20 protein-coding genes and 1 pseudogene are annotated in these 16655 nt (G+C 67.9%); 3 read left to right on the top strand and 18 right to left on the bottom strand.

Annotated elements, in window-relative coordinates; genetic code table 11:
• Nucleotides 1-11: 11 nt before the first annotated feature.
• The 9 genes from ON36_RS31495 to ON36_RS31455 all read right to left on the bottom strand — a co-directional run bounded on the left by ON36_RS31495 (nt 12) and on the right by ON36_RS31455 (nt 7448).
• Nucleotides 12-242 carry a hypothetical protein gene (locus ON36_RS31495; RefSeq protein ID WP_043661431.1) on the bottom strand — a complete coding sequence of 77 codons (231 nt, stop codon included), beginning with the start codon at nt 240-242 and terminating at the stop codon, nt 12-14.
• Nucleotides 242-1093, bottom strand: coding sequence for an alpha/beta fold hydrolase (locus ON36_RS31490; protein ID WP_157225115.1), 852 nt, complete (start codon nt 1091-1093; stop codon nt 242-244). Before ON36_RS31490 ends, ON36_RS31495 begins: the two co-directional genes overlap by 1 nt.
• On the bottom strand, nt 1093-1389 hold the full coding sequence (locus ON36_RS31485) for a hypothetical protein (protein ID WP_043661427.1): 297 nt from the start codon (nt 1387-1389) through the stop codon (nt 1093-1095). The genes ON36_RS31490 and ON36_RS31485 overlap by 1 nt, the downstream gene beginning before the upstream one ends.
• Nucleotides 1386-1982 carry a hypothetical protein gene (locus tag ON36_RS31480; protein ID WP_157225114.1) on the bottom strand — a complete coding sequence of 199 codons (597 nt, stop codon included), beginning with the start codon at nt 1980-1982 and terminating at the stop codon, nt 1386-1388. The genes ON36_RS31485 and ON36_RS31480 overlap by 4 nt, the downstream gene beginning before the upstream one ends.
• 59 nt (nt 1983-2041) lie before the next feature.
• Entirely contained in the window at nt 2042-2539 is a 498-nt protein-coding gene (locus ON36_RS33195) for a DUF8176 domain-containing protein (RefSeq protein WP_052314591.1), read from the bottom strand.
• 335 nt (nt 2540-2874) lie between these two features.
• Nucleotides 2875-4317, bottom strand: a complete 1443-nt coding sequence (locus ON36_RS31470) for a cutinase family protein (protein ID WP_169334760.1) — start codon at nt 4315-4317, stop codon at nt 2875-2877.
• Between the two features lie 208 nt (nt 4318-4525).
• Nucleotides 4526-5629: a lipase family protein gene (locus tag ON36_RS31465; protein WP_083885584.1), complete on the bottom strand. Its 1104-nt coding sequence runs from the start codon at nt 5627-5629 to the stop codon at nt 4526-4528.
• The gene (locus ON36_RS31460; protein WP_245558284.1) at nt 5626-6852 is read right to left on the bottom strand and encodes a cutinase family protein; all 1227 of its coding nucleotides are present in this window, start codon (nt 6850-6852) and stop codon (nt 5626-5628) included. The genes ON36_RS31465 and ON36_RS31460 overlap by 4 nt, the downstream gene beginning before the upstream one ends.
• Nucleotides 6849-7448, bottom strand: a complete 600-nt coding sequence (locus ON36_RS31455; RefSeq protein WP_052314588.1) for a hypothetical protein — start codon at nt 7446-7448, stop codon at nt 6849-6851. The genes ON36_RS31460 and ON36_RS31455 overlap by 4 nt, the downstream gene beginning before the upstream one ends.
• Nucleotides 7449-8366: 918 nt before the next feature.
• On the opposite strand from ON36_RS31455, the gene ON36_RS31450 reads away from it, so the two are divergent.
• On the top strand, nt 8367-9173 hold the full coding sequence (locus tag ON36_RS31450) for an MmyB family transcriptional regulator (protein WP_083885583.1): 807 nt from the start codon (nt 8367-8369) through the stop codon (nt 9171-9173).
• 456 nt (nt 9174-9629) lie between these two features.
• On the opposite strand, the gene ON36_RS31445 is transcribed toward ON36_RS31450, so the two are convergent.
• The 4 genes and pseudogenes from ON36_RS31445 to ON36_RS31435 form a co-directional block, all read right to left on the bottom strand.
• Nucleotides 9630-9818: a YegP family protein gene (locus ON36_RS31445; RefSeq protein WP_043661421.1), complete on the bottom strand. Its 189-nt coding sequence runs from the start codon at nt 9816-9818 to the stop codon at nt 9630-9632.
• 345 nt (nt 9819-10163) lie between these two features.
• Entirely contained in the window at nt 10164-10472 is a 309-nt protein-coding gene (locus ON36_RS36510; protein WP_245558290.1) for a DUF1214 domain-containing protein, read from the bottom strand.
• 521 nt (nt 10473-10993) lie between these two features.
• A pseudogene (locus ON36_RS36505) lies at nt 10994-11161 on the bottom strand (DUF1254 domain-containing protein); the annotation flags it as partial.
• Nucleotides 11162-11366: 205 nt separating this feature from the next.
• A complete protein-coding gene (locus ON36_RS31435; protein WP_157225113.1) occupies nt 11367-11903 on the bottom strand; it encodes a hypothetical protein in 537 nt (178 codons plus the stop codon).
• Between the two features lie 186 nt (nt 11904-12089).
• Here ON36_RS31435 and ON36_RS31425 point away from each other — a divergent pair, with 186 nt between their 5' ends.
• Both ON36_RS31425 and ON36_RS31420 read left to right on the top strand, forming a co-directional pair.
• Complete coding sequence (locus ON36_RS31425; protein ID WP_157225112.1) at nt 12090-13145, top strand: hypothetical protein; 1056 nt, start codon at nt 12090-12092, stop codon at nt 13143-13145.
• Between the two features lie 9 nt (nt 13146-13154).
• Nucleotides 13155-13559, top strand: a complete 405-nt coding sequence (locus tag ON36_RS31420) for a hypothetical protein (RefSeq protein ID WP_157225111.1) — start codon at nt 13155-13157, stop codon at nt 13557-13559.
• Nucleotides 13560-13579: 20 nt separating this feature from the next.
• Here the strand turns inward: ON36_RS31420 and ON36_RS31415 are convergent, their stop codons facing one another.
• The 5 genes from ON36_RS31415 to ON36_RS36500 form a co-directional block, all read right to left on the bottom strand.
• Nucleotides 13580-13840 carry a hypothetical protein gene (locus ON36_RS31415; RefSeq protein WP_218001268.1) on the bottom strand — a complete coding sequence of 87 codons (261 nt, stop codon included), beginning with the start codon at nt 13838-13840 and terminating at the stop codon, nt 13580-13582.
• 115 nt (nt 13841-13955) lie between these two features.
• On the bottom strand, nt 13956-14183 hold the full coding sequence (locus ON36_RS31410) for a hypothetical protein (protein ID WP_043661412.1): 228 nt from the start codon (nt 14181-14183) through the stop codon (nt 13956-13958).
• 356 nt (nt 14184-14539) lie between these two features.
• Nucleotides 14540-15046 (bottom strand): hypothetical protein, encoded by a 507-nt coding sequence (locus ON36_RS31405; protein ID WP_043661409.1) that lies wholly within the window; start codon nt 15044-15046, stop codon nt 14540-14542.
• Nucleotides 15043-15297, bottom strand: a complete 255-nt coding sequence (locus ON36_RS31400; protein WP_043661408.1) for a hypothetical protein — start codon at nt 15295-15297, stop codon at nt 15043-15045. Before ON36_RS31400 ends, ON36_RS31405 begins: the two co-directional genes overlap by 4 nt.
• Before the next feature lie 45 nt (nt 15298-15342).
• On the bottom strand, nt 15343-16224 hold the full coding sequence (locus ON36_RS36500; protein WP_245558283.1) for a hypothetical protein: 882 nt from the start codon (nt 16222-16224) through the stop codon (nt 15343-15345).
• Between the last annotated feature and the right edge of the window lie 431 nt (nt 16225-16655).

Genomic DNA, 16655 nt, shown 5'->3' with positions numbered 1-16655 from the left:
GGATCCTTCGGTCAGGTGGGGAGTAGGGCGACAGCCAGAGCGCTGGCCGATCCGAGCAGGACCGCAGCGCACAGGGCGGCGATGAGGCCTTCGACGGCCTCGTCTCGGTACATGCGGATCGCGAGTTGTCCGCTGACCCAGATCGTGCGGGCGATACACAGCAGCAGCACCAGCCACGCCAGCCAGCCCACGAGTTGCACCAGCGGCGAAAGGACCTGCGCGGGTAGCTGTTTGGCCAGCATCAGCGGATCCTGTAGCGGGCGGACTCGTGCACGATCTGGATCGCTTGGGTGATGGTGTCGGCGACCTCGCTGCGGTGATGGTTGGCCAGGTCGTGGCCTGCGGTGGGCATGGTGTCGTGTTCTGCCCAGATACGTTCGCTGAACTCGCTCACCTCGCCGAGGCCCGCGATGGGGTCCCATCGCCCCGACAGCACCCAGGTGGGGGTGGCACGCAGCATGTCTTCGACGACAGCCAAGTCCGCGGGCTGGCGGCGGTAAGAGCGCAGTAGCCGGCGGGCGGGTTCGAACCTGTCGCGCAGCCACGCTTCGTCGGTGCCGAACTCCGACGAGAGCTGAGCGATGAAGACCTCCCCTGCCTGCCGCACCGCGTGGATGGGGTCGGGGTCGAGGCTGCCGGTTGGGTCGGGCAGGGCGGTGACCGGTGAGAGGGCGACGATCGCGGCGGCGGCCAGGGTGTGGTCGCCGCGATGGCGGTACAGCCATTCCTGCAGCACGATCGCCGCCAGCGACTGCACAACCAGCACCACCTCTCCGGTGGCATGTCCCAGCACGAGGTCCAGGTCATCGAGTATCGACGTCATGGCCGCGCCCTCGGTGGCCTCGGGGTGATGGCCGCGCTGGAGGTAGGCGAGCTGGCTGACGCGGCCCTCCGACTGCGCCTGCACCTGCTGCGCCACCGCCGCGAATCGGGCCGGCCCGGAGAGCGGGCCGTGGAGATAGACCACTATCGCTGGAGCCTGGCTCGGGCCGAGGCAGGTGAGGCGGAGTCGATGACCGCCGTTGCCGGTCAGGACCTGCTCGGCGTCGTGTTCACCGAGACGAAAGCCAGGCTGAGATTCGAAGGCGGGCATCAGGCGCCTCCGGACACGGCGGCGTTCATGATGGTGCCGGCGGTGGTGGCGATGATCCCGCCGATGAGGGCCGCGGCCACGATCTTGGGGGATTCGACGGCACCGCCGTGCCAGCGTTCCCACCCGAACTTGCCGCCGGCATAGATCAGGGCGGCGACCCCGGCCAAGATGACCAGCCACGACAGGTAGCCGACGAGATTGGTCAGCTTCTCCGCGCCCGGTGGTCGGGTGGGGATGACTTTGATTTCTTCGGCCAGGACGGCCAGGCCCTCGCCGAGGGTGGACAGGGTACTCATCGAACCTCCGGAGCAGGGGACGCGGATCTCGAGTGATGGAGGTGGCGGACGCGGTCGATCACCGCCGCCCCGACGCGGTGCACATCGGGCGGCACCGCCGAATGCAGGTCCGCCCGTCGCGGTGGTGGCGGGTCGAACGGGCGGGAACTGGCGAGGTGTTCGGGCTCGGTCTCGAGAAGCCCGTCGTGCCAGCCGATCTCCCACACCACGGGCGCCATCTCGGTGACGTTGGCGCAGTAGCGGCGCACCGACCGCGGCACCCGGCCCGGCCGCGCCGGGATCAGCACCACACCGAGCACCTGCACCCCCTCGGGGGTGACCTCGGCATGCCATTCGTGCAACCGGTCCAGACACGCGACCAACCCAGGCAGACACAGCCGTGCCACGATCACCACCAATTGGGTGGTCTCGGGGGACGCGGGCCAGGTGCGGCCGCTGTCGGCAGCGGGCGCCCACCACGCGGCCAGGGTCGAGGCTCCGGCGCCGCCGTGTGCGCCCAGGACCGCGAACAATGGCGGGTGCTCGCCGGTGACGGGCAGGGCGTCTGCCCGTACCCCGGCCGCGCGGTCGCCGACCGGGACCGCCACTGTCAACGGGTCCCGCTGTCCGTGCCGATCTCGGTGTGGAAGGTCCTGGGCTGCAGAGAGGCTCATCAGCCGCCCCGCTTCTGGATGTTGACGATGACCAGCCCCGACGGGCCGGGTGCGACGTTGATCAGTTGCAGGTAGTCCATGCGGCGACCGTCGGGGTGCTGTTCGGCCAGATGCACCTCGGCCAAGGCCTCGGTGCGCACGGTCACCGCGACACAGTGCGTCGTCCCGGCCGGCAGCGCGGTGATCGCCGCGGCGAGAGCGTCGCGGTGGAGTCCCGCTTCCGGCGCGGTCGCCGCGAGGGCGAGGTCGGGATCGCGGCGCACGTAGTAGGCGTGCTCGAACCGCAGGATCGCCCCCACCATCGTCACGGTGTCTCCGGGACCGTCACCGACGACGTCACCGGTTAACGCCTGGCAGGCTTTGCTGCCGGTGTGTGCCGGCGAGGACGACACCGGTGTCGAGGGCACGGTGACCGGTGGCAGTGATCGCGCGGGTTCGCGCGCGGTCAGCGCGTTACTGATCACCGCGCCCGCCAGCGCGGCTGCGGTGACCGCCAAGCCCGCAGCCGCAGCCCAACGGGCGACACTGAGTCGGCGCGGCCGGGGTGGTGGTGTGGGCTCGATGTCGGAGGTGTCGAGCCATGCGGAACCCTGTGCGGGTGCGGCGGCCGATGCCCGAGCCGGCAGGACGACCGACGAGGTCTCGATGTCAGCACGGTTGTCGAGCCAGGCAGCGCCGTGGTGGGCTGGTTCGTTCGTCATAGATGGTCACCTCCGTTCTCGGGATCGGCTGTCGGGTAGGGCCCTTCGGGGGCGCTGCCCACCGGGTGGAAGAAACCGGCGGGGTGAGTCGGGTACGACCCCGCTGGTGCTGCAGCGCACCCCGAAGGGGTTCAGGGACGCGGTGTCGTGGTCACCGCGTGGACCGGCGACGAACTCGTCGCCACCGGCGCGATAGTGGTCGCCGACGGCGCGGCGGACGTGGTTGTCGCGGACGGTGCGACCGAGGCGGTGGGCGTCGATGGTGTAGCTCTCGGCGCTGTCGTCGACGCCGGGCTGGTCGGGGGGAGGTGGGTGAGGTCTTTGGCCAGGGCGGTGAACCAGTCCGCGACCGCGGTCATCGGGCTCGTCCCGGAGCTGGTCGCGGAGGTGCTGGTGTAACTGGAGCGGCGGCCGACGTTGTCGGAGTATTGCGCGGTGCCCGAGGTCGTGTACAGGTCGCTGGTGTCGGTGATCGTGGAGGTGATGGCCTCGAACGCCGAACTCACCCAGGTGCTGATGGTCTGAGGCGGAACCAGATCCACTACCGCCTCACCGACTTTCACCGCCAGCGCCGCCACGGCCGCGGCCGGGTTGGTGAGTCCGACGGTGGCCAGTTCGGTGATCGTGGAGGCGGTGAACACCTTCTGCGCGACCGTGATCACCGAGTTCAACCCGATCGCCCCGATCTTGAACAGCGCCGAGAGCGCGTCGCTGCTCGTGGCGGTTGTCGCGGTGGGCGAGGAGGCTTCGGCGATCCGCTGCCCCAGGGTCTTGCTCGGGTCATAGGACAGCTGATCGAGGCTGCCGCCGGAGAGGTCGTCGCTGACCACGCCGACCGCGGTCGTGAATACCGTCGAAGCCAACGCTTCGGCGACCACTCCGATCGCGGTGACCGGGTCCTTGCCGTCGGCCTGGCCGGCGATGTTGGCCACCGCGGTCAGCAGCGGACTGCCGGCCTGCACATCACAGGTCGCGTCCCCGGCCACGCACAGATCCGCGACCCGGCCCATCAATGTGCCGTAGCTGACCGGCGTCGCGGCAGCGGCGATGCCCGCCCCGGACAACCCCGTGTTGGACAACACGATCGAGCGCACGTTGGTCCCGTCGGTGCCCGGCGCGGCCGCCGGGATTGCCGAGTCTGTCCCGGGCAGGACCGTGGCCGCGGCGCGGCGAGCGGGGTTGGCTACCAGCGCGACCCCGGCGACACTGTCCGCGGGGACCGCCGAGCCGCCGGCACCGACTCGTTCGGCCCACGACGCGGCAGCCGCCGCTCCCTGGGCGTAGCCGGCGACCGCGACCCGCACCGCAGGACAGCGGCCGATGGCCTCGACCGCGCTCTGCTCGATCCGCTCCGCCGCCGCCGACACCGCCGCCCCGTAGGTCGACGAGCTGCTGTCGGTTTCGGTGCCGTAGACGATGTAGGTGCGTTGCACCGAACCCGCGCTCGCCGCCGCCACGCGGGCGAAGGCCTGCCCGAGCATGCCCGTGTCCCCGGCATCGCCACCGGTCGTGGTGGCGCCCTCCCCGCTGCTCTGCACCCCGATCACGAACAGCGCGGGGCAAGCCTGTGCCACCGTCGTCGTGGTCGAACCGCTGCGAGAAGGCGAGGTCGACGGCGCCGGTTCGGCTGCCACGGGCCCGGTCACCACCGTGATCGTCAGAGCCGCGATCACCGCACCGGCTGTCCAACGCGCGCCGTGGCGTGAGCTTTTCGTCTCGAGAGTGCTGCAGGTCATGTGCTCGTTCCTTTCTGTGGGGCAGCTGCGGGCGTGCGGGAGCTGGTCAGGATGTGGATGGGGAGTCGGTGAACCCGTTACGGATCGCGGTGAAGACGTCGCTGGTGCCCAGGTCGGCGGTGGCGAGGTGGGTGGCGTCGTACTGCGACCAGCTCACTTGCACCCCGCGGGCGCTGTAGTCGGCGAACAACGCCCGTGTGGCTTCGATCGGTACCAGTGCGTCGAGGAGTCCGTGGTAGAGATGGACTGGCACGATCGGGGTCTGCTGTGGCAGCACCTCGCTGGCCAGGACGTGACGCCAGATCGGGTCGAGCCACGGATCCGGCCGTTCACACCAGCGCCCCAACGGTGACCCGTAGTCGACCAGCAGAGTGGCAGCATCTGCCGTGCAGGCGGCGGTGATAGCGCGCACCCCGTCGTCGGTGAGCAGGTGATCTATCGGCAGATGCGCATACGCCCGCCCCAAACCGACCATGCCGGCGAAGGCGAACCCGGCGAACGGGCCACCGTCGATGCTGGGGATCAGCGCGCCGGGATCGGTGACGACCGCACCAGCGGCGACCGCCCGCAGATCCACCTCCGGCGCGTAGGTGGGGTGCTGCTCGCCTGCTGCGGCAGCGATCCTGCCGCCGTCGCCGTAGCCCCACACCGCAACCGGGTTCGACTGCCGCCCGGCGGTATTCAATGTGGTGAGGGCGCGGGCGAGGTCGAGTGCGGCGTGCGCGCCGGACTTCGCGGCCAGGAAATGGTGCGGTGCGGCGCCGATGAGTCCGAGCCCGATTCCGTCGGGGACCGCGACCGTCCAGCCCATCGCCAGCGCCGCGGCGATGCTCGCAGCGTCCGGCTCGACACCCGCGACGAGCAGCTGCGACGGCGCGCACGCGCCACCCAGGCCGTGGAAGGTGGGGCAGAAGACCACCACCTCGCGCCGGGAACGGCCGTTATTGGAGGGGGTGCGGGGGTCGAGCACGATCCCCGACGCCGCGACTGGAAATCCGGTCCCAGCGGTGGTCGTGTAGACGATCTGCTGGGCACGCCCCACACCAGCGGGATGCGTCACCGTGACACCCCGCGAACGAAGAATGACTCCCGGCGCGCGCCCCGAACTGACAGGAGTGTTGGCGTAGAAGTCATCGACGGCACCGGTCATGACCCGTCCCCCGCCGCATCACGGGCCAGCGCGATCATCCACGCCGTACCCGACGCGAGCTGCCCGGTCAACGCGTATCCGTTGTGCCGGCCGACAGTGTCCGCGAAGCGCAACCACACCGCCGGGTCAACCAGCTCGGCGTTCTCGGCCACCAACTGCCCCCACGCTCCCCCGAGAGCGGCCAGCAGGCCGGGCACCTGCCACGGTGCTGCCGCGACCGCTGCGGTGATCTCGCCCCATTGGGCATCGGCCGCGCCCGCGTCGACGGTGGCCGAGCGGGGGTCGGCGGCCTCGACCAGGCGCTCGCCCAGACTCATCTGCGGCGCGTAGGCCACCTGAGTACCCACGACTTGGAAGTCGTTGAGGACGACGGTCTTCCAGGTGTCACCGAGCGCTTCAGCCAGGGTCGCGCCGAGGGTGGCGACCGCGGCGACGGGGTTCGTGAGGTCGGCGTGAGCGAAGACCTGGGCTGCCAACCGCAGCAAGGTGGCGGTCGGTGGCGCCGAGCAGGCCAGGTCGCCGTCACTGCAGATGTCGGCCACCCGCCCGGTGAGCGCCCCATACCCCTCGGAGGTCGTCGCGATCCCCGCCCCACCGGCCGGTGCCGCGAGGATCTGCACGCCTGCGACCGCCGCACCCGAGGTACCGGGCGCGGGGTCGGGGACGGTCTGGCCAGGACGGCCCGGGAACACCGGCTCCAGCACGTCGCGGTCGGGGTTGGCATACAACGCCACCCCCGCCACACGCTCGGCCGGAACCGGACCATTGCCCGCACCGACAGTGCGGGCGAAGTCCGCGACCGCCTGCGCACCCTGGGAATAGCCGACCGCAGCCAGCAGCGTGCCCGGGCAGGCATCCGCGACCTGGGTCGCCGCCGCGTCCAAGGCGGTGCGGGCACCGGCTACCGAGTCGACGTAGGGGTCGGCTCCGCCGCCGGGCACGATGCCACCGAACCCGGCGTTGTAACCGACATAGGCACGCTGCACCAAACTCGGCGCCGCCGAGACGACGGGGCCGATCAGGGATCCGACGACACCGGTGTCGGCGAGGGGGTCGGCGGTCGGTGAGGACTGGCCGGTGCCCTGCACCCCCAGGATGTAGAGGGCCGGGCAACCGTCGAGCGGTACCGCGGCGGCCGGGCCGATGGGTGCGGCGGCGGTGATCGCTGCCGCACCCAGCACGATGGCGGCGAGCCCTGCGGGGGTGCGTGCGGTAGCGGTCACTGTCCGACTCCGACGCCCGCACCGAACCCGGCGCCGATCGTGCCGCCGACGACACCGCCGACGGCCGCGGCCGGGACGCCGGTGATCGCAGCGCCCGCCGCGGCGCCGGCGGCGGCGCCGAGGGCGGTGCCGGCGACGCCGCTGGTGGCTTCGCCGATGATCGGGACCGGGATCACGATGCCCAGTGCGGCACCAGCGATCCCACCGACCGTGCCACCGATCAGCCCGCCGACCGTCCCACCGACCGCGGCGGCCGGGGCACCGAGGGCGGCCGCGCCGGCGGCGGCGCCGATGCCGGCTCCGGCCAGGGCCGCGCCGCTGACCCGGTCCGAACGTCCAGCCGGGATTCCGACCGAGTCCAGGGCGGTGGCGATCTGGGCTTCGGCTCCGGCGGCGGTGTTGTTGATGGTGTCGCGGACCTCGACCGGCAACCAGTCCGGGCTCGGGGTCTCCCACTGCCCGATCCGGATCGTGCCTTCCTCGGGCACGATCGGCGCGACCGGCTCCACCGGCTCGGGCAGATGCAGCTCCTCGATCCGCACCGGCTCCACCGGCTCGTCGGCCTTCGGCGCCGGACGCGACGGCGCAGTGCGCACCTCCTGCGGCTGAGAGTAGTACTGCGGCGCAGCCGGTTCCGGCTCCGGAACGGGTTCGGTCGGGGCGGCGGGAGCGGGGGTTTCCGAGCCCGGCTGGGCGGGGCTTGTCACGCCCCCTTGATCAGCGACCGCGGTAAGCGGATCGACGGCGTGAGCGTGTGCAGCGGCACAGACGATCGCGAGGGGCAGCGCGCCCGCCAGGATCAGGTTGCCGTGGCGCGGTAGCCGTTTGTGGTGGCGGCCGCCTCCCGACTGGGGTGTGGCAGAAGCATTCTCGGGCATGGCTGAAGGAGCCCTTTCTGTGCAAGGGTGCAGCGCGGGGTTGGTGATTCGCCCGACACGGGGCGTGAATTCGGTTCGACCTGGCGTCCGGTCCGGGCCGCCGACCGGGCGTGGTGCCCGAGCCGACGGCGAGCATGGACGTCTTGGCAGCTCAGAGCAGGGTCAGCGCCAGATGCGCGGCCTGCCCGGCCAGCGAGAGCACGTTGGACACCAGGGCTAGGCCGGCGTTGAGGTAGCTGATAACCACGAACGGATCCACGGATTTGCCTTTCTCGACGGAACTGTTTCCGCCACCATCAAAACCCCGAAATCCGCCATTCCGCCAGGGCCGCAATGACTCCAAAAATGAGACCCCCGACGATGAGTCATCCGAAAATGGGACCGATGCAGCGGCAGTTGGAAAAATGACTCATTTTATGAGTCATGAGGAAATTTTCGAGTGGGGGGAAATTTCGTGATACAGGTCACGGAACCGCGATCGACGATGGGCGGCCCCGCACCAATCACAGCCCCCGGCAACCCATCTGAGTTGCAGCCCCAAAGGGCCTCTGGTAGGAAGAATGGCGAATTAGGGGGGCCTTCTTCGCATCAAACATTCAATCTTTGTGACATGAGACACATCATCTCGGGGGAGACATGACAAAGCGATCGAAAACCCGTAGCAAGCGGATCGAAAACCGGAAAACTTCGCGCCGCAACAATTGGGCAATCGTGCCCAATTTCGCCGACACCGTTAGGCGAATTCGCGACGACTTGGGACTCACGCGTGACGATGTCGCCGCCATCAGCCGCGCCCATCTTGCCCGCCTCGAGAACGGCCACCGCCCGACCGAGCAAATGATCGAACACCTCGTCACCGCCTACGACGCCGACGAGGACCTGACCCGCCACCTACGCGAACTCAGCTCCCCAGCAGAACACCTCGACGCCGACAGCAACGTACGCGCACGAATCCAGGCCGATCCGATCCTGCGCGAACAACTCGACCACCTGGATCGTCGCGGCATCCTCGGCGCCTACGTCGACCCACTATGGAACGTACTGTTCGCAAATAGGGTCTTCCACGAAACCCTCTCTGGCATAGACGAACTACAGTCGCTGGCACTATGGCAGTTCAGCCAAGCCGCCGAAGAGATCCTGCTCGACATCGAACACGAACGCGCCCACACCGTCGCCTGCCTGCGCGCCTCAGCTGGCCGTTTCCGCGACTCCCCGCACACCAATCGGCTGCTGCGCCAGCTGATCGCCATCCCCGAATTCCAGCGGCTTTGGTCCGGCCCCATACGCGTCGAATACGGCCGGCCCCTGCAAGATCTCATCCACGCCCGGGACAGATCCGGCCAGCACGCGTCCTTCCGCGTCGGGTTCACAGACTGGATACCACCACACCGTGTGCAGCTCATCACCGCCGAAAGGGTCCCTTCTCCGGGTCCGTCCGCGTAGCCAAGCTAGCCCCGCCCTGTGTGCCCAACTGGCCACTGCTACCACAGCGAAGCCTGCAATCCCGCCGGTCTACCACGAGGTCTGGTGAGGCCTGCCTCGTTCCGGCTCGGCCCACTGACCACGCCCGGCCCACCACCGCCCCACGGCTCGTCGGACGTGGGGCGGTGGGCGGCGGCAGGGCTGTGAGCCGCACGGAAACCGATTGCGGACCTGCCCCCGCCCACCTGTTCTTCCCCACAGCGGGCCGGCCGGCGTGAGCCGGGCACATTCCAGCCCTCTCGACGCTCCCAGGGTTGTCAAAGGTGAGGCGGCTGGCCTACCCGACAACCCTGGGAGCTCCGGCGACCTGAGGTTCGCCCGAATCCCAGGTCACCCCGTATTCGACGCCCGACCCCGCCTGGATACCCCTCTCAACGATATCGGCCCGTGACCGGCCGTCAGCAGCACAGCACCCCGCTACTTGGTGGTGAGATCGACGATCTCCGCACCCGGCGCGCTGTTCTGCACCGAAGCGATGCCCTTCTTCGCCCCGTCCTTGGACTCATACGCCTGGCTGGCCGCAATCGTTTCCCCGTTGCCAGCCTTGAGCCGCCACCGCGCCTTGCCTGCCGCATCAGTGAAGATCTCGAACTTGCCAGCTGCCATGAGCGCCTACCTCACCTCGAAGGAAACCTCTGGTCGTCCGCAGAATAGGACCGCGACACAGCAGGGAAGGAATGCCGCGCCGCATTCGCGGTGTTTCATCAGCTCATGCCCAGGTAGACCAACTACACGGGCCACAACTCCGGCGCGGCTTGATCGTTCCTCGTCGCGCCGGGTAAGCGTGGTCGGACGTGGGCTCCCCCGGGTTCGCGTCCTGTGGCCCCGCGTTCACCGCTGGGTTCGGGACTGGGTCCAGGAAGGACAAGACTGGGTCCTGACCTGTTGGTCTGTCGAGCACCTCCCGGAGACTGTTCCGCCACGGAATGTGCTGGGGTCATGCACGTGTGATCACCGGACCCGGTGTACCGGTGGTGGCGTCCAGGAGCGGTCGAGTGCGGCGAAATGGGGAGCGTAGAGGCGCAGCGTGATGCCGAGCGGTCCCAAAGGGGCTGGAAGCCAGTTGGATTCGTGGTCGGGTCCGGGGTTGGTGTGGGAGATGTGGATATCCAGGGAGCCGTCAGCGCCGTAGCGGAGGTCGTCGCGGTCGCCGATGGCGAAGCGGTCCAGTTCGTTGGGACTCTGGAACCCTTCGGCGCCGTACATGGTGATCGACCAGAAGGCGTCGACGGGTGGGAGCGTGTCCGCGTCGAAGTGGATGGTGTAGTCGGCCTCGCCGACGGGCGCCGCACCGTCGGCATCAGCGAGTAGATGGCGTCCTCGGGTGGGTTGGCGCCGAGCCCGGCCTTGGCAATCGCCGCGCGAACGAGATAGTCGTTGCCGTAGACTCCCGTGGGCAGAGTTACCCAGCCATCGACCGGCGACAGCAGAGTGCGCGGAGCACGGGTGATCGCAGCCTGAGCGTCCTCGACACCGGCCTCGATCTGAGCCATCGCCTCGGCGTCGAACGCGCCCGCATCGAATTTGCCCCCGGGGGCGATGCCCAGCAGTGCGAGCCGGTACAGCTGCGAGTAGTCGGTACTGTGTGGGGGCTTGACAGCCAGAGCCGCGCTCGCCCGGGTGAAGAAGTCGACCGCGGACAGGCCGTCGACCACATGCAGTGGCTCGACGCTGGTGTCGACGGTGGGGTCGGGTTCAAACGGGGCGCGCTTGCCGAGCGTGGTGATCTGTAGACCGTCCTGGAACGCGTTGACCGCGGCGTAGTCGGCGGGGCCGTTGGTCTGTGGTCGGGCGATGATCCAAACGTGCGGCGTCGGAGCATGGATGACAGGGATGCCGTCGGGCAGGTTGCCGTCGTATCCGGGACCGACGAGCACGTAGTCCTGGGGCCCGGTGCCGGTGGTGCGTTTGCCCGGCGCTGCGAAGACGTCGGTCCAGGCGTCGAGCATCGGCAGCATGTAGTAGCGGCCGTCGCTGTCGGTAGTGGAGCCGCACGGCCGGCCGCGGCTAGCTGCCAGCTGCGAACGCCGGTACCGACCGGTCCACAGCCGGGGCGACCCACAGTCGGCGGGTTCCCGTCCAGGCGGCCGGGCCTGGTGTTCACAGTGAAGCCCCCACCTTGTAGAGGGTGGGGGCTTCTGGCTGTCGCCAGGGTCAGCGGTGGAAGGCGGTCCAGTCGCCCTGCCAGATCACCGAACCGAGAGTAAGCACGGCCGGGTTGAGCTCCGACTTGGTGACCTTGAACGCGTGCTTCACCGTCTGGCGCATGCCGGGCGGAAGCGCGCCGGTCATACCGTCCCCATACCCCTCCGACCCCGAGAACACCTGCTCGGCCGGGGATCCGGGTGGACCGTACACAAGTTTCGGTGTGGGCCAGTTGTAGTCCTCCATCACCTTGTCCCCACCGTTGTACAGCTGGAATGTGAACACGGTCACCGGCCCGTACTTCGACACCACGTCCTCGACGGACAGGATCGTCACCTCGACGCCGGTGCTCTTGCTGACGCCGGTGTCGGTGGGCGCGTACACGCCAGGGGTCTTCGCGACGCTGGTCGACACCGCCGGGGCCGCGGCTGTGGTGGACAGGGGCACGAATGGGGCGGTTGTCTTCTCCGGCTCGTCGGATGAGCAGCCGGTCAGGGTGAGCACGGTCGCGGCAAGCGCGGCCGTGATGAGATGTCGGGTCTTCAACGTGTTCCCTCCAGATGGTTAGGGAGCGTCACGAAATCACTGGTAGCCCCCTGTTTCCTGGGGTGCATCGTCGCACAGTGCGGGTTCGTTGCAGGACCGCCGACACACTCAGCGCAGGCGATCGGGGGACCCATCCGCCGTCAAAACCCTCGCTGACTCTCGGCTGGCTCAGTACCTTGGATGTTCGTGAACAAGGTCCAGCTCGAGATCCGAGTGAACGAGATCGTCAACCATGTCATCGCCGGCGGCAAGGTCGAAGACGACACCGTCGAGGCGAAGCGTGAATGGCCGAAGCTGGACAAGGCAGGCCAGCTAGCAGGTATGGCGAACGCCGCTGGCGGTCAACCGATCCTGTGGATCATCGGGCTCTGCGAAGGTTCCCACAAGATCATCCCTTTGGACGACACCGACCCCGCAAGCTGGTGGCAGCAGATGCAGGGCGACTTCGCGTACGGCGTGGCACCGTCGATGAAAACGCTTCGCGTCGTCACCGACCACGGATCGGTGATGGCCTTGCAGTTCGAGACCGACCAAGCGCCATACCTCGTAAAACTGCCCAAGGCGCCTCGAGACCCGAATAATCCGCATAGTGGATATCGGTGGGCGACCGCGGCTATCCCGTGGCGCGAGGGGACGACCAACCGTACCGCTACGCGTGCCGAACTACTGTCGGCTCTGCGGTATCACGCGTCCGTTCCACAGCTCGACGTCATACGGGCGGAGTGTCGCCTGTACGCCGAGATGGAAGCCACCGTGCCCGAGCCCCCGTCGGCACTCGACTTCAACGCATCACTCCTCATCGACACGACACCAGGTACCCATACGTTCTTTCCGGCCTATCGGCAGCGACTGACTCTAACCACCTCCGAAGGAGACGAGCTCGACATCTCGGGCACGAGGTTCATGACCTCATCGGGTTTCGAAAGCAGCACGCAGTTCAACCCCTACGGCGCAACTGACCGTGGCATCGGACTGATCGTGTGCGCCCCTGACATCGTCCGGGTCAGCTGCATTTTCCGGGTGCCAGCCAACGTTCACTATGCAGTGGCCGCTTCACGATGGATCGATCTGAGTGTGTTCCTGCCGATTAGCGGGTCAGAGCAGGCCACGACGATACGACATAGACTGTCCCGTGTCCTTAATGATCAGGGGGAGATCATTACGTTTCCCGTGGTCAAACGCCGTGAAGGGTTCTGGACATCCGACGGACACGCTGACGCAAAGACCCGACGGCGGGGGTAGGTTGCCATCGTGAAGTCGTTGACGTGGACACCTACCCACCTGGTGTTCGAGCATTTCGACCACCATCCGCGGTGGAAGGCCAAGCAGTCACCGGTCAGTGTCCCGATCGGTGACATCGAGCGAGTCGACCTGTTGCCGATGGCGACATCGAAATCTATGCGGTGGTGTCGGATCATCATTCGGGACAGGCAAACCCCGCCAGACCCGTTCGACGATCTGTGCTCGATTCTCTATGACGCAGGTCGTGACACGAAGAAGATCGAGGATATGCAGGCGCGCATCGCGCGTGGCGTCGTGCGAATTCCGGGCTTCGCTGCCGCCGCTCCGGTGACGGCGGAGCAAGCGTTGCGTGCATCGGCGGAGCTGCGGCGGCGTCCAGGATGGGTCTCGAACCTGCTGTTCCCGCGCGAATAGGGTGCTTCCGTCATCACCATTTAGGTAGCGGTGAGCTTCCGCACTTCGTCGGGGTGTTCGTCGCGCCACCGCTGCCAGCTCGGGTCGGTCAGTTTGTGTGTGATCCACTCCGGCCGGTCCGGCGTCGGGGTGAAGGGTTCCTCGTCGCTCAGGCACCGGTCGCAGCGCTGCTCGCCGTCGATGTGGAGCGCGTCGTCCTCGCCGTCGAGCAGGAAGGCTAGGTGGTTGGCGCAGATGTAGAGCCCGCAGCCTGTTTCCCGCTGTACGGTTCGCCACCGCACACGTAGGCGAGGCCGCGGTGGATTTCGGCGCCGCAACCGGTCTGGTCGCAGGTTGCAGACACGCCGTATCCGATGTCGCGCCGCCAGTTGGCGTCCTATCCGACTGCCCAGCCCATCAGTGGCTCGCCTTCGCCTTGTTCGGCTTCTTCTTGTGCTTGGGCTTGTCGTGGTCGGGTTCCCACTCGAAGCCGGGCAGCCCGGCATCGCAGTAGGAGTCGGCGACGAGCACGTCACCGCGGTCGAGTTCGCACCAGCGCGTCGGCCGGTTGCAGGCGGTTGCTCCTGCGCCGGCGAGCACGGTGAGAGCGAGTACCGCGGCGGCGGTGCGGGTTCGGGTGGTCATTTGACCTCGCTGGTGGTGAAGAAGACGACCAGCCGGTCGTCCTCGTGGGTGACGTGCGCCCAGTCGTCGGAGGTGGGGATGCTGCCGTGGTGCGCGGCGTATCCGCTGCGGGCGAACGCGACGGCTTCGAGGATGTCACCGACCGCGACGCGGCCGGCGTACAGCGGGACGACCCATTCGTGGTGGGTTTCGACGCGCGTACGCGACGGGACATGCTCATGCTGCCTCCCAGAGAGTCAGGATCGTGGCCGGTCACCGGTCGGCCGCCATGTACGTGTGCCACTCGCCGAAGGTGCGGAAGCTCTTCTCTCGCATGTCCAGAGCTATCGCTGTCCAGAGCCTGATGCCTTCCTCGATCATGTGCGGGGGGCGCCGTGTGAGGTGAGGACTTCCCGCATCTGGATCGCCTTCCGTTCGAGATCCTCGGGGGTATCGGTGGGCAAGGCCATGATGGCCGTGTCCTTGACGGACATTTCAGGCATCGGGGTTCTCCCTACGTCGGCGGGCGCGCGCGATGGCGTCTTGCATGCGCTGGTGCGCGCCGGCGTGATGGACGAGAGGCCGTCGGCGAGCACCTTTTCGACGTCGGCCGTGCTGAACACCCACTCCCCCGCGGACAGGGTGACTTCCAGCTGGCGGATGCGTTCGGCATCGCGCTGCTGTTTGGCGTGGATCGCCGAGTAGTTCTGCTGGGTCTCGGCACGCAACGCCCCGAGCTGCTTGGTGCGTGCGATGGCGAGGTTCACCACATCCACCAGCCGGCCGAAGTCCAAGTCGATCGCGCAGGTGTAGGAGTGCTGGATCGTCGCCTCGCGGATCTGCTCGAACTCGGCGACGGTCAGGTCAGGGGTGTCGGCGGTCATGCGTTCAGCTCCTGCCAGTCGGTGACGTAGCGACGGTGGGCTGGTTCGCGATGCACGACCACGCCGGAGGGATCTCGGTCTGTCCAGCCGTACTGCACATCGACACCCGTGGGCAGCAGGTCACCGAGCGCGTCGACCATCCGCGCGGCCCATCGGCGGTAGGTGTGTTGGAACGCAGGTCGCTCCGACTCCCACGCTCGACCGTCCAGCTTCGCCTCGGCGCGGTGGTGTTCGGCCCATTCCGCGCGCACGATCCGTTCGATCGCTTCGGCGCGAACCTCTCGGCGGTCACTCGGTCACCGCGCCTTCAGTGCATGCAGGACATGCAGAACGTGCTTGGCGTCGGTGAGCGCGTTGTGCTGTCCCTCGGTCTGCTCCGGGGCCACGAACCCGGCCGGCGCGTTCCGCGGCGCCTGCTGCAGGTCGTTGGTGAACATCGGCACACCAGCGGGGAGGTCAAGCATGCGGCCCCAGAGCTGGGCGAGCGCCACGTGGTCGTAGGCGGCGTAGTCGGCCCGCAGTTCGACGTCCGGTGCTGCGAGCAGGAATTCGCGGACCTCGTTCGCGATCACCCACTTCGGCTTCACCAGCGCGCTTTTCGTGTCGACGCTGACGAAGTTGATCGACGGCCGCGGGAGCATGTTGCGCTCGTAGGCGATATACCTGTCCAGGCTCGCGCGACCGGTGATCGGCAGGCTCGGCATCATGTTGCGCAGCAGCCAGTCGTTCTCCCGGATCCGCTCGATCGTGCGGCCGTCCTCAAGGAACTCGGTGTCGTAGGCATACCGGGTCATGCGGTGGGCTCCTGCGCGGTGAGGGCGGTGATGATGCGTTCGGCGTGCTGGGTGGTTTCGCTGTGGGTGGCGATTCCGCCGCCGGGTGGTTTCGACGAGCGACACCTTGCATGCGCGCTGGCCGTTGACCTGGAGGCCGTTGAGGATCTGCACGTAGCGTTCGGTGAGTTCCCACATGAGCCCTTCAGCGTCGATCCAGTCGGCAACCAGCTCGACGAGCCGGGCGTGGCTGATGGCGTCGGGGTTGTCGCGCAGGGTTTGGGCGCCAGCGGCGAGGCGGGCTTGGAGGTCGCGGGTGATCATCGGCTCGCTGGCGACGTCTTCCGGTTCGGGCTGGTCAGTCATCGGCGCGGCCTTCCTCCGGGTCCATTCGCTGATGCGCACATCTTGACTCCACTACTCATGTCAAACCCAGACTTGGCACGCCGCACTTCTGTTCGCCACCTGTCGTACCTGCGCAGTACCGTTGAAACAGCAACCATGCGGCAAAGGAGACTTCTTTGAAGCACCAAGGGCTCTGGGCTGGATTCGAGCGATACGAGTGGGTTCCGAGCCCCGGAGGTGGGCGAGAGCCAGGGCTCCCCGACGACATTGGCACCATTCACGCGGTGCACAACTCGCGCACTACCGGATTCGACAACTGGCCTCGGGAACCACACTTCCGGGAGCACGGCTGGGTCGACTCGCTATGCCATAAGGGCGTTCGGGTCGTCGTGCCCACCACGTTCGGTGACACCGAAGCTGGCGCGTGCCCGAAATGTGTCCAGCGAGCACAGTTCCGTGCGCGCGATGTCGACGGATGGGAGGCCCGGCGG

Source organism: Nocardia thailandica NBRC 100428 (genome assembly GCF_000308795.1).
Classification (GTDB): Bacteria; Actinomycetota; Actinomycetes; order Mycobacteriales; family Mycobacteriaceae; genus Nocardia; species Nocardia thailandica.
The sequence above is the reverse complement of the archived record's forward strand: the minus strand, read 5'-3'. Positions and strand labels throughout refer to the sequence as shown.

What these genes read in the sequence shown, in the direction of transcription:
- ON36_RS31495 (WP_043661431.1), bottom strand. Translation starts at nt 242, where the DNA reads ATGCTGGCCAAACAGCTACCCGCGCAGGTCCTTTCGCCGCTGGTGCAA.
- ON36_RS31490 (WP_157225115.1), bottom strand. Translation starts at nt 1,093, where the DNA reads ATGCCCGCCTTCGAATCTCAGCCTGGCTTTCGTCTCGGTGAACACGAC.
- ON36_RS31485 (WP_043661427.1), bottom strand. Translation starts at nt 1,389, where the DNA reads ATGAGTACCCTGTCCACCCTCGGCGAGGGCCTGGCCGTCCTGGCCGAA.
- ON36_RS31465 (WP_083885584.1), bottom strand. Translation starts at nt 5,629, where the DNA reads ATGACCGGTGCCGTCGATGACTTCTACGCCAACACTCCTGTCAGTTCG.
- ON36_RS31450 (WP_083885583.1), top strand. Translation starts at nt 8,367, where the DNA reads ATGACAAAGCGATCGAAAACCCGTAGCAAGCGGATCGAAAACCGGAAA.
- ON36_RS31445 (WP_043661421.1), bottom strand. Translation starts at nt 9,818, where the DNA reads ATGGCAGCTGGCAAGTTCGAGATCTTCACTGATGCGGCAGGCAAGGCG.
- ON36_RS31410 (WP_043661412.1), bottom strand. Translation starts at nt 14,183, where the DNA reads ATGACCACCCGAACCCGCACCGCCGCCGCGGTACTCGCTCTCACCGTG.
- ON36_RS31405 (WP_043661409.1), bottom strand. Translation starts at nt 15,046, where the DNA reads ATGACCGCCGACACCCCTGACCTGACCGTCGCCGAGTTCGAGCAGATC.